The organism is Nocardia sp. CDC160 (assembly GCF_035818795.1).
Taxonomy (GTDB): Bacteria; Actinomycetota; Actinomycetes; order Mycobacteriales; family Mycobacteriaceae; genus Nocardia.
The window spans coordinates 1,190,437-1,216,205 of record NZ_JAYKYT010000002.1 but is presented as its reverse complement, the minus strand read 5'-3'; the positions used below and the strand labels follow the sequence as shown (position 1 = coordinate 1,216,205).

Annotated in this window: 25 protein-coding genes and 1 riboswitch; of the genes, 14 read left to right on the top strand and 11 right to left on the bottom strand. The window is 67.4% G+C overall.

The window, feature by feature from the left end:
• Positions 1 to 131: 131 nt before the first annotated feature.
• From VMT40_RS13160 to VMT40_RS13145, 4 genes are read left to right on the top strand one after another with little or no spacing between them, the layout of a single operon-like run.
• Positions 132 to 935: an ABC transporter permease gene (locus VMT40_RS13160; RefSeq protein ID WP_442789980.1), complete on the top strand. Its 804-nt coding sequence runs from the start codon at positions 132 to 134 to the stop codon at positions 933 to 935.
• Positions 908 to 1,804: an ABC transporter ATP-binding protein gene (locus VMT40_RS13155; protein ID WP_326358257.1), complete on the top strand. Its 897-nt coding sequence runs from the start codon at positions 908 to 910 to the stop codon at positions 1,802 to 1,804. The genes VMT40_RS13160 and VMT40_RS13155 overlap by 28 nt, the downstream gene beginning before the upstream one ends.
• Entirely contained in the window at positions 1,801 to 2,796 is a 996-nt protein-coding gene (locus VMT40_RS13150; protein ID WP_326358256.1) for an ABC transporter substrate-binding protein, read from the top strand. Before VMT40_RS13155 ends, VMT40_RS13150 begins: the two co-directional genes overlap by 4 nt.
• 10 nt (positions 2,797 to 2,806) lie before the next feature.
• Positions 2,807 to 3,952: an LLM class flavin-dependent oxidoreductase gene (locus tag VMT40_RS13145; RefSeq protein WP_326358255.1), complete on the top strand. Its 1,146-nt coding sequence runs from the start codon at positions 2,807 to 2,809 to the stop codon at positions 3,950 to 3,952.
• On the opposite strand, the gene VMT40_RS13140 is transcribed toward VMT40_RS13145, so the two are convergent.
• Entirely contained in the window at positions 3,949 to 5,118 is a 1,170-nt protein-coding gene (locus VMT40_RS13140; protein WP_326358254.1) for an MFS transporter, read from the bottom strand. The genes VMT40_RS13145 and VMT40_RS13140 overlap by 4 nt on opposite strands.
• 257 nt (positions 5,119 to 5,375) lie before the next feature.
• Between VMT40_RS13140 and VMT40_RS13135 the strand changes: the two genes are divergently transcribed.
• From VMT40_RS13135 to VMT40_RS13125, 3 genes are all read left to right on the top strand, one after another.
• Positions 5,376 to 5,654, top strand: coding sequence for a hypothetical protein (locus VMT40_RS13135; protein WP_326358253.1), 279 nt, complete (start codon positions 5,376 to 5,378; stop codon positions 5,652 to 5,654).
• 67 nt (positions 5,655 to 5,721) lie between these two features.
• Positions 5,722 to 8,640 carry a helix-turn-helix transcriptional regulator gene (locus VMT40_RS13130; protein ID WP_326358252.1) on the top strand — a complete coding sequence of 973 codons (2,919 nt, stop codon included), beginning with the start codon at positions 5,722 to 5,724 and terminating at the stop codon, positions 8,638 to 8,640.
• A 58-nt stretch (positions 8,641 to 8,698) separates the two neighbouring features.
• The gene (locus tag VMT40_RS13125) at positions 8,699 to 10,381 is read left to right on the top strand and encodes a bifunctional metallophosphatase/5'-nucleotidase (protein ID WP_326358251.1); all 1,683 of its coding nucleotides are present in this window, start codon (positions 8,699 to 8,701) and stop codon (positions 10,379 to 10,381) included.
• Between the two features lie 20 nt (positions 10,382 to 10,401).
• Here VMT40_RS13125 and VMT40_RS13120 read toward each other — a convergent pair whose 3' ends face one another.
• Entirely contained in the window at positions 10,402 to 11,679 is a 1,278-nt protein-coding gene (locus VMT40_RS13120; protein WP_326358250.1) for an oxygenase MpaB family protein, read from the bottom strand.
• 161 nt (positions 11,680 to 11,840) lie between these two features.
• Here VMT40_RS13120 and VMT40_RS13115 point away from each other — a divergent pair, with 161 nt between their 5' ends.
• From VMT40_RS13115 to VMT40_RS13100, 4 genes are all read left to right on the top strand, one after another.
• A complete protein-coding gene (locus VMT40_RS13115) occupies positions 11,841 to 12,401 on the top strand; it encodes an HD domain-containing protein (protein WP_326358249.1) in 561 nt (186 codons plus the stop codon).
• 195 nt (positions 12,402 to 12,596) lie between these two features.
• Complete coding sequence (locus VMT40_RS13110; RefSeq protein ID WP_326358248.1) at positions 12,597 to 13,505, top strand: LysR family transcriptional regulator; 909 nt, start codon at positions 12,597 to 12,599, stop codon at positions 13,503 to 13,505.
• A gap of 221 nt (positions 13,506 to 13,726) precedes the next feature.
• Positions 13,727 to 14,002 carry a hypothetical protein gene (locus tag VMT40_RS13105; RefSeq protein ID WP_326311655.1) on the top strand — a complete coding sequence of 92 codons (276 nt, stop codon included), beginning with the start codon at positions 13,727 to 13,729 and terminating at the stop codon, positions 14,000 to 14,002.
• A gap of 120 nt (positions 14,003 to 14,122) precedes the next feature.
• Positions 14,123 to 15,748: a hypothetical protein gene (locus tag VMT40_RS13100; RefSeq protein WP_326358247.1), complete on the top strand. Its 1,626-nt coding sequence runs from the start codon at positions 14,123 to 14,125 to the stop codon at positions 15,746 to 15,748.
• Between the two features lie 2 nt (positions 15,749 to 15,750).
• On the opposite strand, the gene VMT40_RS13095 is transcribed toward VMT40_RS13100, so the two are convergent.
• Positions 15,751 to 17,505 carry an NRAMP family divalent metal transporter gene (locus VMT40_RS13095; protein WP_442789958.1) on the bottom strand — a complete coding sequence of 585 codons (1,755 nt, stop codon included), beginning with the start codon at positions 17,503 to 17,505 and terminating at the stop codon, positions 15,751 to 15,753.
• Positions 17,506 to 17,851: 346 nt separating this feature from the next.
• Positions 17,852 to 18,031: riboswitch (M-box (ykoK) riboswitch) on the bottom strand.
• A 232-nt stretch (positions 18,032 to 18,263) separates the two neighbouring features.
• On the opposite strand from VMT40_RS13095, the gene VMT40_RS13090 reads away from it, so the two are divergent.
• Complete coding sequence (locus VMT40_RS13090) at positions 18,264 to 18,974, top strand: hypothetical protein (protein WP_326358246.1); 711 nt, start codon at positions 18,264 to 18,266, stop codon at positions 18,972 to 18,974.
• 572 nt (positions 18,975 to 19,546) lie between these two features.
• Here VMT40_RS13090 and VMT40_RS13085 read toward each other — a convergent pair.
• Positions 19,547 to 20,065, bottom strand: coding sequence for a hypothetical protein (locus tag VMT40_RS13085; protein ID WP_326358245.1), 519 nt, complete (start codon positions 20,063 to 20,065; stop codon positions 19,547 to 19,549).
• Positions 20,066 to 20,153: 88 nt separating this feature from the next.
• Here VMT40_RS13085 and VMT40_RS13080 point away from each other — a divergent pair, with 88 nt between their 5' ends.
• Positions 20,154 to 20,693, top strand: coding sequence for a CGNR zinc finger domain-containing protein (locus VMT40_RS13080; protein ID WP_326358244.1), 540 nt, complete (start codon positions 20,154 to 20,156; stop codon positions 20,691 to 20,693).
• 33 nt (positions 20,694 to 20,726) lie between these two features.
• Here VMT40_RS13080 and VMT40_RS13075 read toward each other — a convergent pair whose 3' ends face one another.
• On the bottom strand, positions 20,727 to 21,353 hold the full coding sequence (locus VMT40_RS13075; protein ID WP_326358243.1) for a winged helix-turn-helix transcriptional regulator: 627 nt from the start codon (positions 21,351 to 21,353) through the stop codon (positions 20,727 to 20,729).
• A 58-nt stretch (positions 21,354 to 21,411) separates the two neighbouring features.
• Here VMT40_RS13075 and VMT40_RS13070 point away from each other — a divergent pair, with 58 nt between their 5' ends.
• On the top strand, positions 21,412 to 22,317 hold the full coding sequence (locus tag VMT40_RS13070) for an alpha/beta fold hydrolase (protein ID WP_326358242.1): 906 nt from the start codon (positions 21,412 to 21,414) through the stop codon (positions 22,315 to 22,317).
• Between the two features lie 34 nt (positions 22,318 to 22,351).
• Here the strand turns inward: VMT40_RS13070 and VMT40_RS13065 are convergent, their stop codons facing one another.
• The 6 genes from VMT40_RS13065 to VMT40_RS13040 all read right to left on the bottom strand — a co-directional run bounded on the left by VMT40_RS13065 (position 22,352) and on the right by VMT40_RS13040 (position 25,734).
• Positions 22,352 to 22,639, bottom strand: a complete 288-nt coding sequence (locus tag VMT40_RS13065; RefSeq protein WP_326358241.1) for a YciI family protein — start codon at positions 22,637 to 22,639, stop codon at positions 22,352 to 22,354.
• A 13-nt stretch (positions 22,640 to 22,652) separates the two neighbouring features.
• Positions 22,653 to 23,321, bottom strand: coding sequence for a TetR/AcrR family transcriptional regulator (locus tag VMT40_RS13060; RefSeq protein ID WP_326358240.1), 669 nt, complete (start codon positions 23,319 to 23,321; stop codon positions 22,653 to 22,655).
• 81 nt (positions 23,322 to 23,402) lie between these two features.
• Positions 23,403 to 24,182 (bottom strand): maleylpyruvate isomerase family mycothiol-dependent enzyme, encoded by a 780-nt coding sequence (locus VMT40_RS13055; RefSeq protein ID WP_326358239.1) that lies wholly within the window; start codon positions 24,180 to 24,182, stop codon positions 23,403 to 23,405.
• 106 nt (positions 24,183 to 24,288) lie between these two features.
• The gene (locus VMT40_RS13050) at positions 24,289 to 24,609 is read right to left on the bottom strand and encodes a hypothetical protein (RefSeq protein ID WP_326358238.1); all 321 of its coding nucleotides are present in this window, start codon (positions 24,607 to 24,609) and stop codon (positions 24,289 to 24,291) included.
• 86 nt (positions 24,610 to 24,695) lie between these two features.
• A complete protein-coding gene (locus VMT40_RS13045) occupies positions 24,696 to 25,181 on the bottom strand; it encodes a GNAT family N-acetyltransferase (protein WP_326358237.1) in 486 nt (161 codons plus the stop codon).
• Positions 25,182 to 25,218: 37 nt separating this feature from the next.
• Positions 25,219 to 25,734, bottom strand: a complete 516-nt coding sequence (locus VMT40_RS13040) for a flavoprotein (protein ID WP_326358236.1) — start codon at positions 25,732 to 25,734, stop codon at positions 25,219 to 25,221.
• Between the last annotated feature and the right edge of the window lie 35 nt (positions 25,735 to 25,769).

Here is a 25,769-nt window from a genome sequence, read left to right as displayed (position 1 = left end):
ACCACGAGCGAAGGCCCTCGACCGCCACCCGCATTGCTTCCGGGTAATGCGCCTTGCCTGCGGGTAATGCGCATTGCCTCCGGCAATGACCGTCCCCGTCCCCGTTCGCCCGAGGTGCTGTCGTGTCCTCAATTGCCGTGCAGGCCAGGCCCATTGCCGCCCGGTTGCGCCTGCCGAGCGTCTCCGTCCTGGCGCGGTTCGTCGCGCCGGTGCTGCTGGTGGTGATCTGGCAGGTGGCCAGCTCCACCGGTGTGCTGCCCGAGCGGCTGCTGGCCTCACCGCTGACCGTGGTGCAGACGGCCGTGGATCTGATCAAGGACGGGACCCTCACCAAGGCCCTGTCGGTGTCGCTGCGCCGCGCGGCGCTGGGCTTCGTCATCGGCGCGGCGTTCGGCATCGGACTGGCGCTGGTGGCCGGATTGAGCCGGGTGGGGGAGTACCTGGTCGACCCGATTCTGCAGATGCTGCGGACCCTGCCGTTCTACGGGCTGATCCCGCTGTTCATCCTGTGGTTCGGCATCGGTGAGCTGCCCAAGATCGTGCTGGTCGCCTTCGGCGTCGCGGTTCCCCTGTACCTCAACACCTTCGCGGGCATCCGCAGCGTGGACGCCAAGCTGGCCGAACTGGCACAGGTGCAGCGGTTGAGCCGATTCCAGCTGGTCCGCCACATCGTGCTGCCGGGCGCGCTGCCACAGACGCTGGTCGGGCTGCGGCAATCCCTCGGTGTGGCCTGGCTGGCGCTCATCGTGGCCGAACAGGTGAATGCCGATGCGGGCCTGGGCTTCATGATCAACGACGCCCGCGAGTTCCTGCGCACCGACGTGATCGTGGTCGGCCTGCTCGTCTACAGCGTGCTCGGTCTGCTCACCGACGCACTGGTCCGTTCGATCGAGAGGAGAGCGCTGACATGGCGACGCGACTTCCTGGCACACTGACCGATTCGGTGATCGCGGCGACACTGGCCGACCTCGCGGAGACTACGGTCGCCGACGGCACCGAAGCTCCCGCCGACGCCGAAGCCCCAACCGACGCTGCGGCCACTGTCGCCTCGGCGGTTGCCGTCGGTGCGGCGGAGGCCGAGCCGTTCGTGGTGCGAATTCGCGGTCTGGTCAAGGACTTCGGCGAGCGCCGCGTGCTGCACGGGCTGGATCTCGACATCCGTCCTGGCGAGTTCGTGGCCCTGCTCGGTCGTAGCGGTTCCGGCAAATCGACGCTGCTGCGCGCTCTCGCGGGTCTCGACGATCGGACCGGCGGCGAGTTGAGCGTCACCGGCGAGGTGGCCGTTGCCTTCCAGGAGCCACGTCTGGTTCCGTGGAAGCGGGTGCGCGACAACGTGACCCTGGGTTTGCGCCACGAAAACCCCAAGGCCGCGGCGGAAGCCGCGCTGGCCGAGGTCGGACTGGCCGAGCGCGGCGGGGCGTGGCCGCTCACCCTCTCCGGCGGCGAGGCGCAACGCGCGTCGCTGGCGCGGGCGCTGGTGCGCGAGCCGGACCTGCTGCTGCTCGACGAGCCCTTCAGCGCGCTGGATGCCTTGACCCGCATCACGATTCACGGCCTGGTGCTGGACCTGTGGGCCAAGCACCGGCCCGGCGTGCTGCTGGTCACCCACGACGTGGACGAGGCGCTGCTGCTCGCCGATCGCGCACTCGTGCTGTCCGAGGGCCGCATTGCCCGCGAGATCCCCATCGACCTGCCGCGGCCGCGCCGTCGTGAGCATCCCGAATTCGTCGCCCTGCGAACAACTTTGCTCACCGAGTTGGGCGTCGACGTGGAGGCGGAATCCCATGGAAAGGCCCCCGAATGAGATCCAAACGCCTGTTCGCCGCCCTCGCGGTCGCCACGGCCCTCGTCACCGCCGCCTGCGGCTCGAGCGGTAACGACAACAAGGGCGTGAACGCGGACGGTTCGGTGGACCTGTCGCAGGTGACGCTGCACCTGGGCGATCAGAAGGGGCAGGCGCTGCAGGCTCTGCTCGAGGTGTCCGGCGAGGCGAAAGACCTGCCCTACAAGGTGGAATGGTCCACCTTCACCGCGGGCCCGCCCATGCTCGAGGCCATCAACGCGGGTTCCATCGACTTCGGCGGCGTGGGCGACGCCCCGCCGGTCTTCGCGGCGGCGGCCAAATCGCAGATCAAGATCGCCGGTGTCTACGACTCGGGCGCGGCGGGCAGCGCGGTGGTGGTGCCCAAGGATTCGGCCATCAAGGATCCGAAGGACCTGCGCGGCAAGAAGATCGCGGTCACCAAGGGCAGCTCCGCGCACTATCACCTGCTGTCGGTGCTGACCAAGGCCGGGCTCACCTTCGCCGATATCGAGCCGCAGTACCTGCAGCCCGCCGACGCGCTGGCGGCCCTGTCCACCGGCCGGGTGGATGCCTGGACGGTGTGGGATCCCTATGTGGCCCAGGCCGAGCTGTCGGGCAACCGGGTGCTGGTGGACGGCAACGGCTACGTGAAGCCGGACAGCTTCTGGGTGGTGGGCTCGAAGACCCTGGGCAACAAGGCGAATGCGGCCGCGGTGCGTGACCTGCTGGGCCGCATCCAGCGCGCGCACACCTGGATCACCGGCCACCGCGAGGACTGGGCCAAGCAGTCCTCGGCCATTACCGGCGTGCCCTACGACGTCACGCTGCTGGCGGTGAATCGCGCCAATTTCACCGATCATCCGCTCGACGACGCCACCATCACCGCCGAACAGCAGGTGGCCGACGCCTTCTCCGACGCCAAGCTGATCCCCGGCAAGGTGAAGATCACCGACTTCATCGACACCCGCTTCAACGACCGCTTCACCTCCTAGGAGTCCCCGAATGAGCCTGTCGTTCCATTGGTTCCTGCCCACCTCCGGTGACTCGCGCGGTCTGGTGGTCGGCGGCCACGGCACCCCGATGTCCGGTGACCGCCCGGCCTCGCTGCACTATCTGAACCAGATCGCGGCGGCCGCCGAGAGCAATGGTTTCGAGGCCGTGCTCACCCCCACCGGCTCCTGGTGCGAGGACGCCTGGCTGACCACCGCCATGCTGGTGGAGACCACCGAGACGCTGAAATTCCTGGTGGCCCTGCGGCCCGGGCTGATGAGCCCGACGCTGGCCGCGCAGATGGCGGGCACCTTCCAACGGCACTCCAAGGGGCGGTTGCTCATCAATGTGGTCACCGGCGGCGAGCCGCTCGAGCAGGCGGCCTACGGCGACTTCGCCGACAAGGAGTCCCGCTACACCCGCACCGGCGAGTTCCTGCACGTGGTGCGGTCGCTGTGGAAGTCGCACGAGCCGATCACGTTCCGGGGCGAGCACATTCACGTCGAGAACGCCCTGCTGCACAATCGGCCCGATCCGATCCCGCCGGTCTTCTTCGGCGGCTCCTCGGCCCCGGCTGGACCGGTCGCGGCCCGCTACGCCGACACCTACCTCACCTGGGGCGAGCCGGTGCTGGCCGTGAGCCGCAAGCTGGACTGGATTCGCGGGCTCGCCGTGGACCACGGCCGCCGCCTCGACTACGGCCTGCGCATCCACGTCATCACCCGCGACACCGCCGAGGAGGCGTGGGCGGTGGCCGACAAACTGCTCGCCGGAATCGATCCCGCCGATATCGAACGCGTCCAGGCCGCCCTGGCCAAGAGCGAATCCGAGGGCCAGCGCCGCATGTCGGAGCTGCACAACGGCAGCACCGACCGCCTCGAGATCGCACCCAACCTGTGGGCGGGTGTCGGCCTGGTGCGCGGCGGCGCGGGCACCGCCCTGGTCGGCTCGCACGAGGAAGTCGCCGAGCGCCTCATCGAATACTCGAAGGCGGGCATCTCCCACTTCGTCCTCTCCGGCTACCCGCACCTGGAGGAGGCGTACTGGTTCGGCGAGGGCGTACTCCCCATCCTGGAACGAAAGGGCCTGTGGCAGCACCCGACCCGCCGCCCGTCCGGCCAGCTCGTAACCCCGTTCGCCAGCGCCTCCAGCAGCTAGACCGTCACCGGTCGGGGTGTCGCCGCCCGCCGCAGGGCCGCCGCGTAGACGAGCGCGGCGGCCGCGGTGGCGGCCAGCAGCAGGTAGCCGATCGTGTAGCCGCCGGTCTGGCCGTAGGCGAAACCCATGACCAGCGGCGGGAAGTAGCCGCCGAGACCGCCTGCCGCGCCGACCAATCCGGTCACCGTGCCGACGCGAGCGGGTTCCACCAGCTTGGCCACCAGGGCGAAGACACCGCCGGTGCCCAGGCCCAGGCAGCAGGCCATGGCGACCAGGGCCGCGCCCGCGGGGAGTTCGGCCGGGGGCTCGAGGGCCAGCACCAGGGCCAGCAGTGTCGCCCCGGCGAAGGCGGCGCTCAGCACCCGGATCGGGCCGACCTTGTCGGAGAGAATGCCGCCGACCGGGCGGGCCAGCACACCGGCCATGGCGAATCCGGCGGTGCGAATGCCCGCGTCGGACTGGGCGAACTCGTACACGTTGTGCAGCACGGTCGGCAGGTAGGTCGAGAAGGCCACGAAGCCGCCGAACGCGACCGCGTACAGGAACGAGCCCTGCCAGGTCGCCTTGAGCCGCAAGGCTTCCCGAATCCGGGGCAGCGCGGGTTCGGTGGCGGGCGTCCAACTCGGCGCGTCCTTGCTGAAGGCCAGCATGACCACACCCAGGACGGCCAGCGCGGCGGCCATCAGGACATGCGTCGTGGCGCGCCCGAGATGCTCGACCAGACGCGGGGTGAACAGCGCCGACAGCGCGGTGCCACCCATGCCGAGGCCGAACACGCCGGTCGCGAAACCGCGCCGGGCGGGCTCGTACCAGTTGTTCACGAAGGGCACGCCGATGGCGAACGAGGTACCGGCGATGCCCAGCAGAAAGCCCCAGAACATCAGTCCGGCAAAGGAATTCGTCCAGCCGACGAACCAGACCGGGATGATGGTCAGGAAGCTCACGGCGGCGAACATGCGTCGCCCGCCGAATCGGTCGGCCAGCACCCCCACCGGAATCCGGCCCAGCGACCCCACCAGCACCGGCGTCGCCACCAGCAGCGAGGTCTGTCCGGGCGAGAGTCCCAGCAGCTTGGTGTAACTCGACGACAGCGGCCCGATGAGATTCCACGCCCAGAAGGTCAGGGCGAAGGCCGCCGTGGCGAGACTCAGATTCCGCGTGCTCATAAATTCTGTCTACTCCGCGCGGAATTTCGCGGATAGCGGATCCAAAACACATCACGGCCGTGGGTATTTTCTTGGCGGCGCGCTGACCTGCGGGAATGGTTGGCAGCGAAAATAGTGCGAAATCGTTGGTATTCGGGTTCACACCGCCTCCGGTGGGTTGAGTATCGGCGATGAGTATTTCGGCGGAGGTCCGGAGCCCGGGCGTCTTCGTACGCTTCCGGCATCACCCCGCCGCGGGTGGTCGAAGGAGGGAAATCATGTCCTACATCCACATCACTCACACGCCCGGCGTGGGCCTGAAGGAATACCGGAAGGTCCGCGAGGGATTGGGTCCGGAGCCGATCGAGGGCAACCGGTTGCACATTGTCGGCGAGCTCGACGGTGTGCTGCACATCGTCGACGTCTGGGATTCCGCCGCCGCGGGCGACAAGTTCGCCGCCGAGCGCCTGTTCCCGGTCTTCGAGCGCCTCGGCATCAAGCCCGGACCCGACGCCACGATCGAGGCCTTCGAGGGCGAGGTCACCAACCTGGGCTGACCGACCGGGTATCCCGGGCGGGTGCCGCGGCCTGCGGGTAGCGTGCGGTCCGGAGGTATCCGTGTCGATGGATTTCGTCGGGCGCGACCGTGAGCTCGCGGACCTGCGACGCCGTTGGGAGGCGGCGGAGCGGGGAGCGCCGTGCCTGGTCGTCTGCTCCGGTGAGGCGGGCATCGGCAAGACCCGCCTGGCCGACGAATTCACCGCATGGGTCCGCACGCGGGGTGGCCGCACACTGCACGCGCGGGCGCTGGAAGCCCGGGATACGCCGCCGTTCTGGTTGTGGCGGCAGGCCTTCGGCTCGCTCGGCCCCGAGATCCCCGATCCCGAGGCCGAGCGGCCGCTGCTCTTCGACGGTTTCGCCGCCCGACTCATCGGTGACGGCACGGCGGTGCTGCTGGTCATCGACGACATCCACTGGGCCGACGAGCCGTCGCTGCTGGCGCTGCGGCACATTGTGCGCGGCTGGCGGGATCGGCGAATCATGGTGTGCGCCACCGCCCGCGATACCGCCGCCGACGCCTCGGACGGCTGGCGCGCCATCGCTGCGGCCCTGTTGCGGGAACCGGCGACCCACGTCCTCGAGCTGACCGGCCTGTCGCCGACGAGTGCCGCCGCCTGCTTGAGTGCCGCCGCCGAACAACCCGTGCCCGACCACATTGCCGCCGAGGCCTACGCCCTGAGCGGCGGAAACCCGTTCTATCTGCGCGAACTCGGCCGAGGATGGCGAGGCGCGGCCGATGGCCGGACGCGCGGTACCGGCGAGGGTACGCGCGAGGCGGTCGGCGGTGAGCTGCGACTTCCGGCCACCGTTCGCGAGGTGGTGCGCGGCCGCCTGGCGACCCTGCCCGCACGATCGCAGGAACTGTTGCGCGCCGCCGCCATTCTCGGCGAGGACTTCTCCGTCGCGGTGGCGGCCCGCCTCATCTCCCGACCTGTCATGGACTGCCTCCACGCCCTGGATGCCGCCGTCGAATCCGGATTGCTGGTCATCGAATCACCCGGCGGCATGGTGCGATTCACGCACGCCCTGGTCCGTGCGGCGCTGCAGGACGGTTTACCGCTACAGCAGCGCGTGCTGCTGCACGCCCGGGCCGCGCACGCCATCGAGGACCTCTACCCCGAGGCCCTCGACGAGCACGCCGCCGCGCTGGCTCGCCACTACGCGGAATCCGCCCTTGCCGGAGACCGCGCGCCTGCGGTCCGCTGGGCCCGGCGCGCGGGCGACAATGCCCTGCGCGCCTTGGCCTTCGAGGAAGCCGCCCGGCTCTATGGCCTGGCGCTGGACCACGCCGCGGGTCTCGCCCCCTCCGAACGCGCCGGGCTCTTGCTGGCCAGGGCCACCGCGCACCTCCGTGCGGGAGCCCTCGAAGCCGCTCGTGCCGACTGCGCCGCCGCGGGCACGCTGGCCCGTCGGGCCCGGGACGCGGTCCTGCTGGCCGAATGTGCCCTGATTCTCGAACCTGTCGGAGACCGACTGTGGGACAGGAATATTCATGAGTGGTGCACCGAGGCGCTGGCGGTCGGAGCCGAGTTCGCGTCGGCCGATGCCGGGGGTTTCGCCGGAGGGGGCGGTGAATTCGGCGACGGCGTGGACCACGCGGATGGCGCGGACTTCAGCCGCGCGGTAGATCCCGGCGGCCGGGCGCCCGCGGGCGCGGGATTGCCGGAGTCGCTGCGGGCTCGTCTCCTGGCGCGCGCGACCGAGGCGGCCGTCTATCTGGGCCAGTGGGACGACGTGGAGCAAACCAGTACGCGCGCATTGGCATTGGCGGCCGCATCCGGTGACACCGAGGCGCAGGTGGCGGCACTGCGGGCGCGGCAACTGGTGGCCACCGCGCCGGAACAGGGGGAGGAGCGCGCCCGGCTCGCGGAGCGGATGATCGCCCTCGGCGTCGAGACCCGCCGCCCGTCCACCGAGATGTGGGGACGGCTGTGGGCGATCGACAGCTACTGGGAGCAGGCCCGGCTCGCCGATATCGCCGCGGAGCTGTCCAGGCTGCGCTGGTGCGTCGAGCACACCGGCGGACCCATCGCCGGGTGGCACCTGCTGGTCGTCGAGGCGGCCCTGGCCATGGGGCGCGGTGACTGCGATGAGGCGGTGCGCATTGGCGAACAGGCCCGCGAACTCGCCGAATCCCTCGGTCACCCGGCCGGTTTCGGCACCTACCGGGCCCAGCTGGCCAGCGCTGGACACCATCGCGGGCACGTGCCGCAGGCCCTCGAACCGCCGCCTGCGCAGCAGCGCGGTGAGGTCCGCAATCTGTTGTTCGCGGCCCTGGGCACCGCCTTCCCGCTGATCGAATCCGATCGGCGCGCCGAGGCGGAGGCGCTCTATCGCGGTCTGGGGCCGCCGTCGACCTGGGTCATCCCGCCGTACTTCCGGCTCAATGCCCTCACGGTGGGCGGCGCGGTCGCCATGGGGCTCGGCGCGTCCGAGGATCTCGCCTGGTTCGCCGAGCAGCTGGAGCCCTACCGGGACATGCATGTCGTCGGGCTCGGCGGCAATGGTCACTATCTCGGCCCGGTCCGGCTGTGGCTCGGGAAATTCGCTGTCGCCCTGGGGGATTCGGAGGCCGCCGAGGACGACCTCCGCGCGGCCCTGGACGCCGCCCGGATCGCGGGAGCCCACGGCTATGTCGCCGAGGCCCAATACGAGCTGGCCGCCGCGCTGCTGCGGCGCGGTGCCGCCGAAGCCGCGCTGCCCTTGGCGAAAACCGCGCTCGCGGCGGCGGTTTCGCTGCACATGCGGCCGTGGATCCCGCGCCTGGAGCGGCTCGTCGCCGAGGCGTCGGCGCGGGCGGTGCTGTCGCCACGAGAACGGGAGGTCGCCGAACTGGTGGCCAAGGGCATGAGCAATCGGGAGATCGCCGCGGCGCTGGTGCTGTCCGAACGCACGGCGCAGAACCATGTGCAGCACATACTCACCAAGCTCGGCTTCACCAACCGCGCTCAGATCGTGGCCTGGGTGAGCCGGGCCGGGTGACGGCGAATTCATCTGGTCGTCGGGCGAGTGTCGTCGAGGTCTGCCACAGTCGAGGACTATGAACGGTCGGCGGCGGGTTCTGGGACTGTGTGCGGCGGTGATGAGCCTCGGCCTGGTGGCGGGGTGCGGGGGCGGTGGGGACAGCGGGAAACCCGCCGGACCGAGCGGCGTGCCGCTGATCTCGACCGGTGACCTGCCCGCGGCGCAGGCGGGGGAGGTGCACCTGTTCGGCATCAACGATCTGCACGGGAATCTGCAACCGCCGGACGGATCCAATGGCAAGGTGGGCACGTACACGGCGGGCGGCGCGGCGTACCTGGCCGCGCATCTGGACCGGTTGAAGGCCGCGTACCCCGACAGCGCGATCCTGGCGGCCGGGGACAATGTGGGTGCCAGCCCGCTCATCTCCTCGCTGTTCCACGACGAGCCGACCATCGACTTCATGAATTCGGTCGACGTCGCCGCCTCCTCGGTCGGCAATCACGAATTCGACCACGGCGTCGGCGAATTGCGGCGATTGCAGCAGGGCGGCTGCGCGGCCGACGGGTGCGCGCCGGGTGAGCCGTTCACCGGCGCGAAGTTCCCGTACCTGGCCGCCAATGTCACCGACGGCAATGGCCAGCTGCCGCCCGGGTTGAAGCCGTGGACCATGCTCACGATCAGCGGCCACAAGATCGGCGTGATCGGCACGGTCACCACCGATACCGAGCACATCGTCCTGCCGGAGGGCATCGCGGGCTATCACTTCGGCGACGAGGCCGACGCCATCAACAAATACGTGCCCGAGATCAAGGCGGCGGGCGCGGAGACCGTGGTGGCGCTGCTGCACGACGGCGGCGCGCAACAGGCCCGGGGACAGATCGACTACAACGGGTGCGCGAACATCTCACCGGACGTGAAAGCGTTGGCGCACAACGTCGATGGCGCGGTGTCGGTCCTGTTCACCGCGCACAGCCATCAGGCCTACAACTGCACCCTCGACGGCAAGGTCGTCACCCAGGCGGCCTCCTTCGGCCGCCTCATCACCGATGTGACGCTGCGCTTTCACGACGGCAAGGTGGACGCCAAGGCCGTCAACCGGGTCGTCACCCGCGACATCACCCCCGCGCCCGCGGCCGCCCAGCTCGTGGATTTCTTTGCCGGACAATCGAAACCGCTCGCCGAGCGGGTGATCGGCAACTCCACCGCCCCGCTGCCCGCCGAACCGGCCCCGGCCGGTGACTCCCCGCTCGGCGATGTCATCGCCGACGCCATGCTCGACGCCATGACCAATGTGCAAGCCGTGGCGGCATTCATGAACCCCGGCGGCGTGCGCGCGGGACTTGGCGGCGGCAATATCACCTATGAGCAGGCGTACACGGTGCAGCCGTTCGGCAATCAGGTGGTGGCGTTGGCGCTGACCGGCCAGCAGATCCTGAATCTGCTGGAGCAGCAATGGGATAACGTGAGCAAGCCCGCCGTGCTGTCGATCGCGGGCATCACCTACCGCTATTCCGAGGCCGCGCCCAAGGGACACAAGGTCATCGAGGACAGTGTCCGGGTGGGCGGGCAGCCGCTGAATCCGGCCGCGTCCTATCGGGTGTCGACCAATAACTTCCTGGCCGCGGGCGGTGATGGCTTCACCGTGTTCAAACAGGGCACCGACACCAAGGTCGGGCCGATCGACCTCGACGCGTTCGAGGCGTATCTGCGCGCGCACGCGACGGTGACGCCACCCCAGAGCCGGATCGAAAAGAACTGAGGCTCACCGGGAACCGGTGTTCAGCGCCGGAACTCCTCGACCGGGGTGAACTCGGCGTCCCGGTCGCCGACCTCATTGCGGTACCAGCGTTCGCGTCGGTGGCGCTGTACCCGATCGGCCACCGCGTCCAGACCGGGCAAGGTGCGGCGCAGGGTTTCCGCGCCGAAGACCACCGGTGCCTGGATGAGCGGATGCAGCACCCACGGGAAGCGGCGCGGCATGCGATGACGGGCGTACGTGGCGGGCGGCAGCCAGAAGCCGGTGTAGCCGATCTGTATCCGGTAGTTGATCTCGTCGCGAATCCGCTTGGCCCACGGCGTATCCGGCTTCGGCGCGAAGGCGGGCAGATACGACTCGACCAGTTCCTCGCCGTCCGCGCCCGCCGTGTGGGCGCGTTTGACGAAGGCCGCGAACATCAGTCGCACGGCGCTCTCGAAATCTTCGGGATACCAGTCCGGCTGTACGCCGAGCAGATGTCCGACGTAGCGCCAGAAGTGCAGCGTCGCTTCGATTTCCGCGATGGTGGTCTGATGCCCGAGACTCCACAGCGCCAGCCCCGGGACGACACTGCCGCCCATGAGCGTGAGCGTGGCGTCCCCGACGCTGATCGGCACACCCCAGGCGTCGTAGTCCCACTCCGGGCGCTGCATGAGCTTGCGCCGGATGAACACGTGCATGATCCGCACGCGCATGGCGGTCTGACGGCCGCGCGCACCCGCGTCCAATCCGCCGGGCTCGGAGACGTCGATCCAGAACCGGACCGTCTCCAGTTGCCGCTTGTGCGCCTTGTCTCCGGCATACCCGCCCGCGTAGGACAGTGGTTTGGTGATCGAGCTCTCCGAGTACATTTCCAGGGTGCTCGTGGTTGCGAAGCTGAAAACCGAAGTGCCCCAACGCCGGAACACCTTCGCCCCCCGCTCGACCAGTTCCGAATCCAGCCACGGCGGCGCGGTCTCGAACTCCTCGAACAACCGCCGCAGCGATGGCGGCGCGTCGACCACGCTGTCCACCCCGTGTGCCAGCGCCCGATCGAGCATGGCCCGCCCGGACTTGGGGCCGATCTCGCCGAGATACACCTCGTCGACGAACGCCTCGGCCACCGGATCCGCCTGGTAGTAGGCCGTCGCGAAGGCGCGGACCAGGTCTTCGTCGGGTTGCGGATCGAACCGGAACACCCCGCGCCACACCCGCCGCGCCCACTGCACGCGCGGATCCTCGATCCGATCCCAATAGCGAAATTCGGTCGGAATCTTCCCCGCCGCAGCCGCTTCCAGCGTCGCGGGAGCCTTGCCTGCCATGTCCGCAGCGTAGGTTCGCCGCTCCGGCCCAGACAGAGAATTTCGGCCATTTCAGATGCGACGATAGTGCGACCTCACTTGTACCGGTCGGTCGGTACGTTCGCTGAAAGTTTCCCGCCGTGCGGTGGCGGGCCTTGGAGCAACACCCTAGGGTTCGCCCGGTGAACCCAGTCATCGAGCCCGTGTCCACCGTCGACGACCTCATGTCCCTGCTGGCCAACTGCGAAGACGCCTGGGACATGCCCGACCGCAGCGGCGACCCGGTCGACATCCTCGACCACGACCGCCAGTGCGCCGAGATTCTGCGCCGCGACTTTCCCTCCGACGAGGAACTCCAGGTCGCGGGCCTCGTCCACGACATCGGACACGTCCTCGTCCCGGGCGACGACGCGGGCCACGGCGTTCACGGCGGCAACGCGGTGCGAACCCTGCTCGGCAATCGCGTGGCCCGCTTGGTCGAACTCCACGTCGTGGCCAAGCGCTACCTCGCCGCCACCGATTCGGCCCACGCGGCCGCGCTTTCCCCCTCCTCCCAGCGCACCCTGATCGCCCAGGGCGGCCCCATGACTCCGGCCGAGATCGCGGCGTTCGAGGCAGACCCCGACTTCACCGCGGCCATCGCCCTCCGCCGAGCCGACGACGCGGGCAAGATCATCGGCCTCACCGTCCACCCCCTGGACACCTGGCGAGCCGTCATTGAGCGCGTAGCCGCCGACCACTGATCTGCTGAATCCCACGACCTTCGCCGTTATCCGGGCGTAGCGCGGACAACCGTCGTCATCCTGGTCCGCGCGGGGACGCCCCGTCATCCCGGCGTGCCTTTAGGTCGGGATCCACTACGGTCGCGACGAATCCCTGCCTGACGCGCCGGACTGACCGGCGCGGGACCGCTCATCACTGCGGCATAGACTCGCTCTATGCCGTTGTCGCCGAGGGTCCCGGATCTAGCCGCGCTGGATCTGCTGCTGTCCGTCATCGAACTCGGGAGTCTGGGGCGGGCTGCGAAGGCGCACGGGATCAGTCAGCCGTCGGCCAGTTCGCGGATTCGGTATCTCGAGCAGCTGGTGGGGGTGCCGGTATTGGAGCGGACCACCCTCGGGTCGCGGCCCACGGCGGCGGGTGCGTTGATCGCCGAGTGGGCGCGGGATGTGGTGGACGCGGCCGCGCGGCTGGACGTCGGGATCGACAGCCTGCGCGCGCAGCGGGATTCGCGGCTGCGGGTGGCGGCCAGCCAGACCGTCGCGGAATATCTGTTCCCCAAGTGGCTACTCGGCCTGCGGGCCCGCATGCCGGAGACCTCCATCTCCCTGGAATCGGGCAATTCGGCGGAGGTCGCCAAGGCGGTGCTCGACGGGCGGGCCGGTATCGGATTCGTGGAGAGCCCGCGGCTGCCCGGCGGCCTGGAAAGCCATGTGGTGGGCCGGGATCGACTGGTCGTGGTGGTGGCCCCCGGACACCTCTGGGCCAAGCGGGGTGAGGTCTCGGCGGCCGAACTCGCGCGCACGCCGCTCATCTATCGCGAGCCCGGCTCCGGTACCCGCAACTCCTTCGAACGGGCCATGAGCAGCGACATTCCGGGCTGGGAGCCGAATGTCGCGTTGGAGCTGTCCTCCACCACGGCCATCAAGACCGCGGTCGCCGAGGATGTCGCCCCGGCGGTGCTCAGTTCACTGGCGGTGGCCACCGAACTGGCCGAGGGGGTGCTGGTCTCGCCCACGGTGACCGGACTGGACCTGGAGCGGCAGCTGCGGGCGATCTGGCCGACCGGGCAGAAGCCGACCGGTCCGGCGCGCGACCTGTTCGCCATTGCGCGCCGCCCGCTGTGAGACCTGCTGAGCTGAGCCCAATCTGAGAGTTTTGTCCGAACTGTTGACAGAGTGACTCCCATCACCATAATCTTCCGGCGCGGGCACACCGTATTTCTCGAATGGCCAGTCCTGCCAGCACATTTCTATCTTCGATACAATGGCTTCGCTGAATTCGCAGCGCGAAGACACAAGTGCGCCAACGCCTCCCGCGAGCGTTATCAAAGGGTTATGGTCACGGCATGGTGCGAACCGCCGCCGCAGCCGCAGAACCGGATGAACCTGACATTCCGGCTACTGCCTCGCGGCCAAAGCTAGAGGTTGTTCAAGAATCGCCTGACCCCGAAGCGCCACAGCCCCATTCCTTCGGCGCACACGTCCTGAGCGCGGCCGATATCGAGCGACTCCCGTCCTCGGCCCGGCACCGCATCGCAGCCTTCATCCACCTGCAGGTGGCAACCCTGGAGGAGTGGCCCGAACCGGTCCTGCCACCCATTCCCGACCTCGACGATCTCTGACGGGATCGGCCCCGACTCCCCGTCCGGCCAGGCGAATTGTGCGTCCGGCCAGACGATTCGGCCGGATCCTGGGATTTTGCCGGATGGTTCCGGCGGCCCGGCCTGGCATGGTCAGCGACCATGAACACCTTTCGGCCCCGTACCCGTTCCGCGACGCTCCTGGCCGCGCTCCTGACTCTCGGCGCGCACACCGCCGGACTCGCTGCGGCGGAACCGGATTCGAGCACGTGGTACGTCCGTGCGGGGGCACTCGCGGGCGGAACCGGTAGCGCCGAAGCGCCTTTCGACTCCCTCGCCCGGGTCGAATCGGTTTCCCGCGACGGCGACACCATCATCGTGCAATCGTCCATGGCGACCCTGGACGGTGGGATCGCGCTCAAGCCCGGGCAGAAACTGCTGGGCGACGGCCCCGCGGTCGTCGGCGCGACCGATACCGTTGCGCTGCCGCGGATCGCGAACACCACCGGAAACCACGACGGCGATGCCGTGCGGCTGGCCGCGGGGGCCGAGGTGCGCAATCTGGTCATCACCGGTGCACGGCGCGGCGGCATCTACGGCTCCGACGCCGCGGACGTGGTGATCAGCGGCAATGACGTCACCGGGACGAATCAGCAGTGCGCGGACGGCTTCATGATCGGCCCCTTCGGCCTGCCGCCCACCCTGCCGCTGGGCGCGTCGATTCCGGCCCTGCCCGACTTCATCACCCTCAACAATGGCTGGGCGGCCATCATGACCGACTTCCATGGCGCGGCGGGTGCGGTGCGCATCGAGGGTAATTCGGTGCACGACACCGCCTGCGGCGACGGCATCGACATCCGCGCGCTCGGCACCAGCCGGGTCGATGCCGACGTGATCGGAAACTCGCTGCGCGCAATCAATCTCGGCCTGGCCAAGCTGTCGGTGCTGACGATCGGCGTGCAGGCCGGTGACACCGCGCGGCTGACCGGTCGCCTGAATGCCAACTCCGAGACCGACATTGCCACGCCCGCCACCGCATTGCTCAATGTGATGGCCGACAGCGAAGGCGTCTTCATCAACCCCTTCGGGCAGGCGCATCTGGATATCTCGGTGGACGCCAACCAATTCCACAATGGCTACGGCAATTTCTCCGCCAATGGCCTGGAGTACGTGACCACCAGCGGCGCACCCGAGAGCCGGGTGCGGGTGACCAACAGCGTCTTCGACAATGTCACCGGCGATCTCATCGAGAACTACAACCTGAGCAGCGGCGGGGCGCACCAGTCGCTGAGCCTGGACAATGTCTACGCCCACCACTCCACCTTCCCGGGGGCCGTGCTCAACTCCGTGGTCCCGGCGAACCTCGGAACCTGTGTGGTGACAACGAATTTCGGCCGTGCCGCCCACACCGACCTGACCATCGCGAACTCGGATCTCGGTGACTGCAGCGCCGATGGCATCGGGCTGATCGCGTATACCCCGGCCGGATCCGAGCCGAGCACGGCCGCACTGACCTTCGACATCCGCGACACGGTCGTGGGCGCGTCCGCGGCGAACGGCATCAACATCAGGAATATCGGTGACACCGCGACGCTGCGCGGTTCGATAGCGCGGACCGCCGTCGCGGCGGCCCGGGAATCGCTGATCCGCACCAGCGACAGCGACGGTCCGATCGCAGACGCGAGGTTGGCGCTGAACGGCATCACGCTCGATGGCGCCGCGATGAACTGCGACGCCATCGAGCGTGATGGACGAGTCGACCTGGCGGGTATCCCGGTCGGCTGTTGAGCTCAGCCGCCGATGGACTGAAAGACCTTCACGCCCACCAGGATCACGGCGATGAGCAGGTAGCCGCGCAGGGCGAACATGCCGACCGTCCGCGCCGTGGAGAACTGCGGCCGCTCCAGGGTGTCGAGCGCGGGCGTGCGCCAGGTGTCGCGGTCGGCCTCGAGGATGGCCTTGCGCTCGGCCCGGGTCAGCGGGGTGGACTCCAGCTCCTCCACCTGGTCCGGGTCGAGGTTGCCGAGCTCCTTCGCGGTGCGCTCGGCATTGCGACGGCGGCCGCGCTGCCAGGCGATCAGCATGCCGACACCGCCGAGCACGCCGACGAGAGCGCCGACACCGAAACCGATTTCGATGGTGGTGGTCGACAGGCCCGGGAAGAAGACCGCGGCGGTCAGCGCCAGGGACAGCAGCACCAGCGACCAGACGATGATTCCGGCGACGATGTTCTGGCGCACCGTGTTGACCCACGGACCCAGCACCGCCTTGTCGTTGCAGAGCAGGACCAGGAAGACGGTGGCGGAGGGCAGCAGCACGCCCGCCAGCGCCTGGACGCCCTGGGTCAGCAGACCCAGCACGTGGTCGGGGCTGAACGACACGGCGGCGGCGAGGGCGAGCAGGGCGGCGTAGCCGATGTAGAAGACCGGTGCTTCAGTGATCTTCCAGTGCAGCGAGTGCCGCTTGCCGAGGGTGTCGCCGAGGGCGTAGGTGGTGGCCAGGCCGACCGCGTTCGCGCCGATCAGCGAAGCGTCCAGCAGCAGGATGGCGAACAGCGCGCCGACGGTGGTGCCCATGTGATCGTGCAGCGACTGCGCCACCGCCCCGGCGTCGGTGAAGTTCCCGGCCGCCTCGGTGCCCGCGAGCCCGAAGGCCGCCGCCGCCATGATGGCGATCGCGCCGATCATCACCACCACGATGCCGACCCACAGATCGATGCGCTCGAACTTGATCCAGCGCGGGGTGATGCGCTTGTCGACGATGTTGGACTGCTGGAAGAACAGCTGCCAGGGCGCGACGGTGGTACCGACGATGGACACGATCAGCAGCAGCAGCGTGGAGTTCAGGCCGCCCGGGAAGGACGGAAGGAAGCCGTGGCCGATCGCGGAGACCTGCGGGTGCACCAGGAATGCCAGCGGGAACATGACGATGTTCAGCGCGATCAGCCCGAACAGGAACCGCTCCCAGCGCCGGAACGATCCGCCCGCCACCATGGCGAACAGCGCCACCGCGGCCAGCGGCACCGAGATCGCCTTGGGCAGACCGAAGTAGTTGAGCGCCATGGAGACACCGATGAACTCGGTGACGATGGTCAGCGCGTTCACGATGAACAGATCGCCCACGCTGAACGCGCCCCAGAACTTGCCGAAACGATCGAAGATCAAGCGCGCGTGGCCGACTCCCGCGACCGCGCCCAGGCGCACCACCATCTCCTGGTTCACATACAGCACCGGGATGAGCAGCACCAGCGTCCAGACCAGCGCCATGCCGTAGTTCTGCCCGGCCTGCGCGTAGGTGGCCACGCCACCCGCGTCATTGTCGCCGACCATGACGATGAGGCCGGGGCCGAGGATGGCCAGCAGCATGCGGAATCGCTGCCAGCGGGTGCGGCCCTCGAGGGTGTCGTGCTGGCCGATGGAGCCGAGCGCGCCGACGATGTCGCCGACGTGCGCGCTGTCCATGACGGCGCCGGTGGGCTTGGTGTCGGAGACGGGTGCGGCGACGGTGGAGGTGCGGCGGCCGGAGCTGTTCGCGAAAAAGGCCATGGCCTTCCCTCGCTTTCGATCATCAGGTGTTTCGACATGCGGAGAACACCCGGCCGCCAAGCGATTTCGGGCACCGAGCGGTCTGCCCGAGGCACACGTCGGCCCACCTCAGCGGCGTCGCGGGGACGTCGGGGAGGCGATCGGTGTGGGAACGGGTCAGCCGGTGACCGGAATGCGGCAAGCCGGGGACGTCAGGGTTGTGAAATCCGTACTCGGATACGGACTATCGCCGGAACTCATGGTCGTCCCTCACCTCCTTGCCGCCGGGACGCACGTGGGCGTCGCTGGATCGTGGTGTCGCATCGCGCACGGCGAGAGGAATCCGGACCACGCTCGACGGCGTAGTCCCGCACCCCTCTCGTCAGAGCTTCGGCACTGTACGACGTATCCGGGGGCTCGCGGCCCGGGGAAGCCACTTCGGATCACCCCTTAATCCGGGGTGATCTGTCCTAACCCTGGGCGTCTCTCGACGTCGTCGGATCAGTGGCCTGTGTTCGTACAGGAGCCTCGCCTAGCGAGGTGCTGACTGGCCAATGTTGAGCCTCGACAGCGGCGTTGTCAAATCCAGCCCGGTCGGTTCCCAACGGGTGAACGGCGGATTAACTTGCGGCGCAATCGACTCGGAATGTGTGTGACGAGTCACTTTGGGACTTTCGTCCATTGTCGGATTCTCGAGAACCGACTTAAAGTTTGCTTGTCAATAACTGAACCTGCGATAAGTCCAGATTCCGCAGGCCTACTCAATCGAGGTAAATCAAGTGCGCAAGAGGGGATTCGCTGCGGTTACCGCTTTGGTGGCCGCCGTCACAGCAATTACCGCAGGAACGGTTAATGCCCAGCCTGAAGCCGGTGACGTGGGTGCCATCCACTACACCGCATCGGCGACCGATCGCTCGGCGACCATTTCCACCGATATCGGTTCCATGGCCGTGGACAACGGTGTTTTCCAGATCAAGGCACCCGATGGCACAGTGGTTGCTGGAACCGAATTGAACTTCCGCGTGGACGATTTCGTCTTCCCTATCCTGGCCGATGTTCGGGACCGGACCGTCACGCTCACACCGCAATTCGATCTGCAGCACGCGGTATACCAGCCGGTCGCACTGCCCTTCGAGGACACCGCGCCCTGGAAGACCCCGTACGACCGTGAGCAGGCGGCCTGGAACCGCATGAAGGACACCATCGCCATGGGCGCCACCATCGGCACCCTCGTCGGTGGCATCGGCGGCGCGGCGGTCGGCTGTGCGCTGGGCGGCATCGCCGTCGGCTCCGGTGTCTCGCTGGCCACCGGCATTATCGGCGGCCTGTTCTTCTTCCTGCCCGGCGCGGTCGTCGGCTGCCTCGCCGGTGCCGCGGCCATGGGCGCGCTCGGCGCGGTCGGCGGGATGATCCTGGTCACCGCACCGGTGGCGATCGCCGCGGCGGTCCAGTACTTCACCACGGTCAACTCCCCTTTCCAGGGGCATTGATCCGACCTGCCGTTTTGCTACATTAGTGGGCCGCTGACCTGCCCATTTCGGTCGACGTGATTCCTGTGCGACACGCGGGGTTCGGTCGCCGTTTCAGGTGTGGCATGGCTATCTGCGCTCGTTGTGTCGGCAGGGAGCGTATCGAGACCCGGCGAGTTCGCCCGGGGGACACGACCCCGTTCGGATCGGTGATTCGGACGGGGTCTTCGTCGTTGGGGCGGAGTGGCAGGAGGTAGTGCGGAATTGTCCTTCATGCCAGCCGGTCTCGGGCAGTCAATCCTCCCGCCTGACGGTGTTGACCAGTCCGGTCGTCGCCACAACCTCGCCGCGGGCACTCCACCGTCTCCGCTGCTCGCCGAGCTCACCGCCACGGAAGTGCTGCAAGCGACTGAACTTGCCGCTACCCAGCCCGCTCAACGAACATGATGTCCGCCGAAACCATCAGTGTCACAGTCTATCCCGCCGTTGTTGTTTCCTCGATTTCTACCGGAACCCCCTGCTGAGGAAGGTGACTGGCCGGCCCGAACAGCCTTGTACACGGCTTCTTACAGCACGGCCGCAAATTGAGGCACTCACCGATCGTGCTGGCGATGAGCGGCCATTTCCTGGACCAGTTCGAAGGATGTGGCGTTGCGGGCGAGGTAGCCCTGCCAGTGGAAGCTGGTGTCGGTGATGTTCGAGAAGATCCACCGGACCGATGTACCGAGTTGGGTACTGCCTTCGAGGACGATGCCGGTGTCGACAGAGCTTGCTTGCAGGGTGACGTGCAGGCCGGAGTGTGGGTCGAGCCAGACCGCGTTCCAGCTGTCAGTGGTTGGGACGTAGCAGCGGATCGTGGTGCCGGGGTAGCGATTCGGCGCGGTGGGGCAGTCAAGGACGTCCTGGATCGCCAGTCCGCCCAGCGTCCAGCCGAAGTCCCAGCGCCCGGAATAGGTCGTCCAGCTGCCGTCGGCGGCCCGGAGGCGATTGGTCACTCGCCAAGAGCCGACAAACTGCCCGAACACGGCGAGCTTCTCGACGTAATCGGGGTGAGGGCCTTGGGCGTGCAGGGCGTGGGCCAAAGTGTCGGCGGATTGGGAAGTCGTGTCCACAACAACTCCATATCAGTTACTAAAACTATTTAAGTACTGAGAATGCTAAGGTCGGTGCCGCTGGTCGTCAATGGCGAGGAGGTGGATGGTGAGCGATCTGGATCTGGTCGTGGATCTGGTCAACACCGTCTATGCGCTGGCCGATCCGCCCGATCGATTGACGACGGTCAACCATTTCCGGGTCATCCTGCGCGGCGCAGGTCAGTCGAGCCTGGCCGAGGAGCTCGCCGACGGCGATCTGGATCGACTGCGGGAGCTGCGGGAGCAGTTGCGGCCCGCGTTCGGCTGCGATACCGACTCCGAGGCAACGGATCTGGTGAATGGACTGCTGCGTGAACACGCCGTGGTCCCGCAGTTGTCGCGGGACCCCGCTGGCGTCATCCGGCTGGACGCGGGTGGCGTGTCGCACGGGCTCGCAGCGTTGGCGGGCAGGCTGGTCGCGGCCCTCGCCGAACACCTTGTGCAGCATGGTATTCGGCGGCTCGGGGTGTGTGCCGCGACCCCGTGCGTGTGCGTGTTCGTCGACCGCACCCGTCCGGGCACCCGCAAGTACTGCTGTGACACCTGCAACGACCGCGTGGCGGCGGCCGCGCACTATCGCCGCCGGAAAGCCAATCGCCGAGATTGATTGCCGCTCGGACCCTCCGGTGAAGAGGCTCGCTCAGGCGGCGAAAACCGCGCGAATGAGAGCCTCGTCGCCGTCGATCTCGACAGCCCCGAGCGCGCGAGCGTCACTGAGGGTGAGAGCACCGGCGGCAAGCCCGAGGATGTAGGCGGGGTCGGCGCGGACGGTGGCGTCGAGGTCGCGGCCGTCGTGGGGGGCGATCTCGAATCCGGATGCCGTGATACGGAGTTGGAACGGCGAGCCACCGATGTCGAGGCCGACCGTCGCCGTGGGCCGGTCTTCGACCCGGGTGGTGAGCAGGGCAGGCACGGCGAGGGCGAGCCATTCAGGGCGGAAGGCATCGGCGCCGGGGCCGGGGATCATCAGCGGGGTGGACCAGCGGATCAGGCTCTCGATCGGCTCACGCAACTGCGCACCCCAGGGGGTGAGCGCGTATTCGACGACGCTGCCCTCACCGGCCAGTCGCCGCTCGATCACGCCGGAGGATTCCAGGTCACGTAGCCGGTCGGCGAGGAGATTGGTGGCGATGCCGGGCAGGCCGTCGAGCAGGTCCCGGTAGCGGGCCGGCGCGAGGAGCAACTGGCGGACGATGAGCAGGTTCCACCGATCGCCCACGACTTCGAGGGACCGGGCGAGCCCGCAGTACTGGCCGTAGCTACGCATCAATTCCTTCAATTGCTTGAGAATCTCAAGTTGGCTTGAGAAGATCAATCATACCGTGATGTCGAGCGTAGGGGGTTCAACCATGGCCGAGACCACCAGCACCACACGACCGGACTGGGTCGACGACACTCTGTTTCCGTTCGAGAGCCGTTTCGTCGAAATCGACGGGCACACCGTGCATTACGTCGACGAGGGATCGGGTCCGACACTGCTGTTCCTGCACGGCAATCCGACCTGGTCGTTCCTGTGGCGCGATGTGATCAGCGCGCTGCGTGGCGAGTTCCGCTGTGTCGCAGTCGATTACCCGGGCTTCGGGCTGTCGACACCGAAGCGTGGTTACCGTTTCCTGCCCGAGGAGCACGCGCAGGTGGTGGCCGGGTTCGTCGATGCCCTCGGCCTGGACCAGGTCACGTTGGTCGGCCAGGACTGGGGTGGTCTGATCGGCCTAGCGGTCGCACAGCGGCGGCCGGGGCTCTTCGAGCGGCTGGTGCTGGCCAATACGTGGGCGTGGCCGGTCAACGGAGTCCTGCACTTCGAAGCGTTCTCACGCGCCCTCGGTAATCCGGTGAGCCGGCTGGCGGTGCGGCAGCTCAACCTGCTGGTCAACGCGTTCATCCCCACCGGCCACCGTCGGCGCAAGCCGACCGAGGCCGAAATGGCTCACTACCGCCAGGCGCTGGACACTCCCGCACGGCGTCAGGCCAGTGCGGTGCTGCCCCATGCGGTACTCGCCAGCCGAGACTTCTTCGCCGAGATCGAAACTCGCCTGCCCGAGGTCGCGCAGTTGCCGACGTTGATCGTGTGGGGTGACGCCGATATCGCCTTCCGCCCCCAGGAGCGCCAGCGATTGGAAGCGACCTTCACCAACCACACGACCGTGATCGTCGAAGGCGCCGGCACCTACGTCGAATCCGACGCGCCCGAGGAGTTCGTCGTCGCAATCCACAACTGGGCCAAGGCATAGGACTCCCCAGCCGGAGGTGTCCGGAGCAGGTTGGTCAGTCGAGCAGGAATTTCAGGCGATCGTCGGCTTGTCCGGCCGCGATCTCGATGATCTCGGCCGTCACGACGTCGGCCGCGACGAACGGGTCCTGTGCGACACGCCGCTCGAGGTCTTCCGGGGAGGTGTTGTGGGTCAGGACCGCGCCGCCGACACCGGGTTTGATGCTGCCGACCAGCAGGAACACCTCGTCGTCGAAGCCTTGCTGGATCCACTGCTGATGGGCGGCCATGTGCTGGGCCGCGTCGGACTTGCGGGTGGAGAACTTCAACAGAACGACGAACATGGTTGTCTCGCTTCTATTTTCGTGAGTCGTCGAGGTGGGTGTCGAGCCAGTCGTGCAGGCGCTGCACCTCCCGGCAAAGGAACTGCTCGTCATGGAAGGCGTTGGCCAGGGTGGCTACACCCTGGCTGGCGGCCAGCACATGCATGGCCAGCTCGTCGGCGTCATCGCGATGCCCGAGCTGGGTGAACTGCTCGGCGAGCCATTCCCGGAACAGGGTGAACAGCCCGCTGGCGGCGTCGAGGGCGGTGTGGTGGAGTTTGGCCAGCTCGCTGGTCAACGTGCCGACCGGGCACCCGTAGTGCTGGATATCGGCGCGATTGACCAGCAGGATGTCGATGAACCTGCGAATGCGACCGGCTGGGTCGGGTGTCTGCGATTCCCACTGGGCCAGCATGGCGCGGGTCTCGGTGAGGCGGGTGGCGATAACCGCGTCGAGCAGGTCGTCTTTGGCTTTGAAGTGGTGATAGAAGTTGCCGCGCGACAGCTGCACGACCTCGGCAATCGAAGCGAACGAGGTCTGCTCGAACCCCCGGTGATAAAACAACTCGTCCGCTGCGGCAACGATCTGCTCACGAGTCGTCTTGCCGCTCAACCGAACACCACCGCGCAGGCCGCTTCCCGTGATCGCGGTCCATGCATTGTGCGCCTCCTGTGCCTTACGGGACGCCGCGTTAGGTCGCATGTCCTAGACAGGAGGCTAGGACACACGACCTAACCTGGTCAAGATCTCGATCGCAAGGTTTCGTGACGCGCCGCGGCTGGACTAGAAGCCCGTCGCTGCGAGCCACCGATCGAAAATCTCGCGGTCCCCCGTGATCTCGAAGCGCGGGTCGGTGGCGGGAATGCGCCGCATCATGGCGAGGAACACCGAGGCCGACGTGCCGCGGACGGTAACCGTCGCCGCAGCAGGCTCGCCGCCGACGCTCCATTCGATGTTGTTTCCGCGCGGGCGGACCACCCAACACTGCTGCGCGCCATCATCGTCAGCGTCGATGCGCAGCGTTGCCCCCTCCGGTAGCGGTGGCTGCTCGCGGTTCTGGAATGCCAGCGCGGCCTGAAGGATGTCGAGCGACTCCGACAGGCCATCCGCCGCAAGGCCACTCGACAGGCTCACAGCGCGCCCGAGCGCGAGCGCGGCATCGGCGCCATGGACCGTCGCCTCGTGCAAACGCCGCCGTATCCACCAACGAGCCGGCAACAACCCGCCGACCGGTGTCCACACCCGGACCTCTCCGCCGGTCTTCTCGACCGCTTCCAGTACCAGCCGGGCACTGTCGCGCAACCAGACGTTCGCCTCGTCGACATCGGTGGGGAGGAAACCTTCGGGAACCGCATCCCAGGCCAGACGCTCGCTAGCGCGATCGGCGATCATCGCTGCCGCCCACCGATGCCCTCGACCGACATGGACGATCAGATCCGACAACGACCAACCAGGACAGGTCGGGACAGGGACGCTCAAGTCGACATCACGGACAACATCGGCCAGACGATCGGTTTCGCCCACAAGGCCCTCAGCCTGAAGTTCAAGGTCAAGATGCACCACGAGATCGACCGTAATTCAACAACATTCAACTCGGCGACCTGTAGCACACCTCGACCGAGCCACAGCTCAGTCCTCTGTCGCGCGAAACTCGGCCATAGTGCGCACTTCAGTCGACTATGGCCAGCTGGCCGGGGGTGGCGGCCACCCGTACGGAGGCGGCGGTTACCGAGGTCGCCTGGGTGTGACCCTCGCCGGAAGTTGATGCCGTCAATTTGAGAGATCGCAATGCGTCGCCGTCGGCATTCCCACGGGTCGCGACAATGCTGGTGTAGCCCGGTACTTCACGACGGTCAATTCCCCATTCCAGGGGAAATGATCTGACCTGCGCAAATGCCGGATGTTTGGCCGCTAAACAGGGCATTTGGCGTGCATGTGATCTAGGCCACACCCCCGGCGGCGTGCTGCCGCCGGGGGTTTCCTCGTACATAGGTAGCAAGCGTATGCCGCAGTCCGTCCATGGAAGCACCAAAGACCCCGTTTGAGCGTTGTTCCGGCACTGGCGCTATGGCGGCATTAGCTTCTGGGTAGAAGCAACTCGTAGACGGCACGGCTTCGACCAGGCCCTTTGAAATCAGTGATGACCGAGATTCCTTCGATCTCATGATCGCCCGGGACATTGACGAAGCCTAGGTTCGTCCATGCGGAGTGGGCGGTGTGGTTCTCGGGTTCAGATGTCAGGTAAATGCGCTGGCAGGACCACTTCTCGGCCCGGGACTGCACGCTGTTGAGCAAGGCACGCGCGATCCCCTGCCGTCTGTAGTCGGGGTGGATCATGACGTCTTGTACGTAGACGTCCGCGGGGTCATCCTGGCTCCGGAATGCGATGATTGCACCGGCAATCGCGTCGCCTTCGCCGATTGCAAGCGGACACGTAGATGAGAACAGGCTGGCGTACAACCAATAGTCGGATCGTGTACGGGCGCTGATGGACGGCTTGCCGAGCTGCATGAGCTGAATGACATCGTCGATGTGGTCGGTCTGAAGCGGCGTGACGATCATCGATGCTCCTGATTGTGGATTTTGGGCAGGGTGATGTTTACCTTGATCGGGGGTGGGTGACAAAGGCGCGCCACGCTTCCGATAGCGGCAGCGGTTTCCCTTGCACCCCCGGAATGATGCCGATCCCCCACGTGGCGAGATTCCTCAACGCATCCTGAACTGGCGGGAAGCTCATCTGCTCCGGGCTCGAATACGGCACCGCAATGACTGGCAGGCCCTTCCCGACGGCCTCGATCAACAACCCCAACGGGAGAGTGTCGGAGATCCCAGCAGCCCATTTCGATGCCGAGTTACAGGTCAACGGGGCCACGATCATCCCATCAGCGGGCGGCAGCAGATCCGGTGTCCCCGGCTCCTTGTAGTTCGCCCTCACCGGGTGGCCGGTCTTTGCGGCGAGACCTTCGGCGTCGATGAATCGGAGTCCGGACGGCGACGCCACTACGCACACATCCCAACCATCGGCCTGCGCCAAGTCGACCAGCTCCTCGATCTCCTGGGCCCTCGACGATCCGGTGACGATCGCGTACAGAACCGGAATTCCCTGATCATTCATAGGTCTAGCATGGGTCATCAGGACAGAAGGGGAGC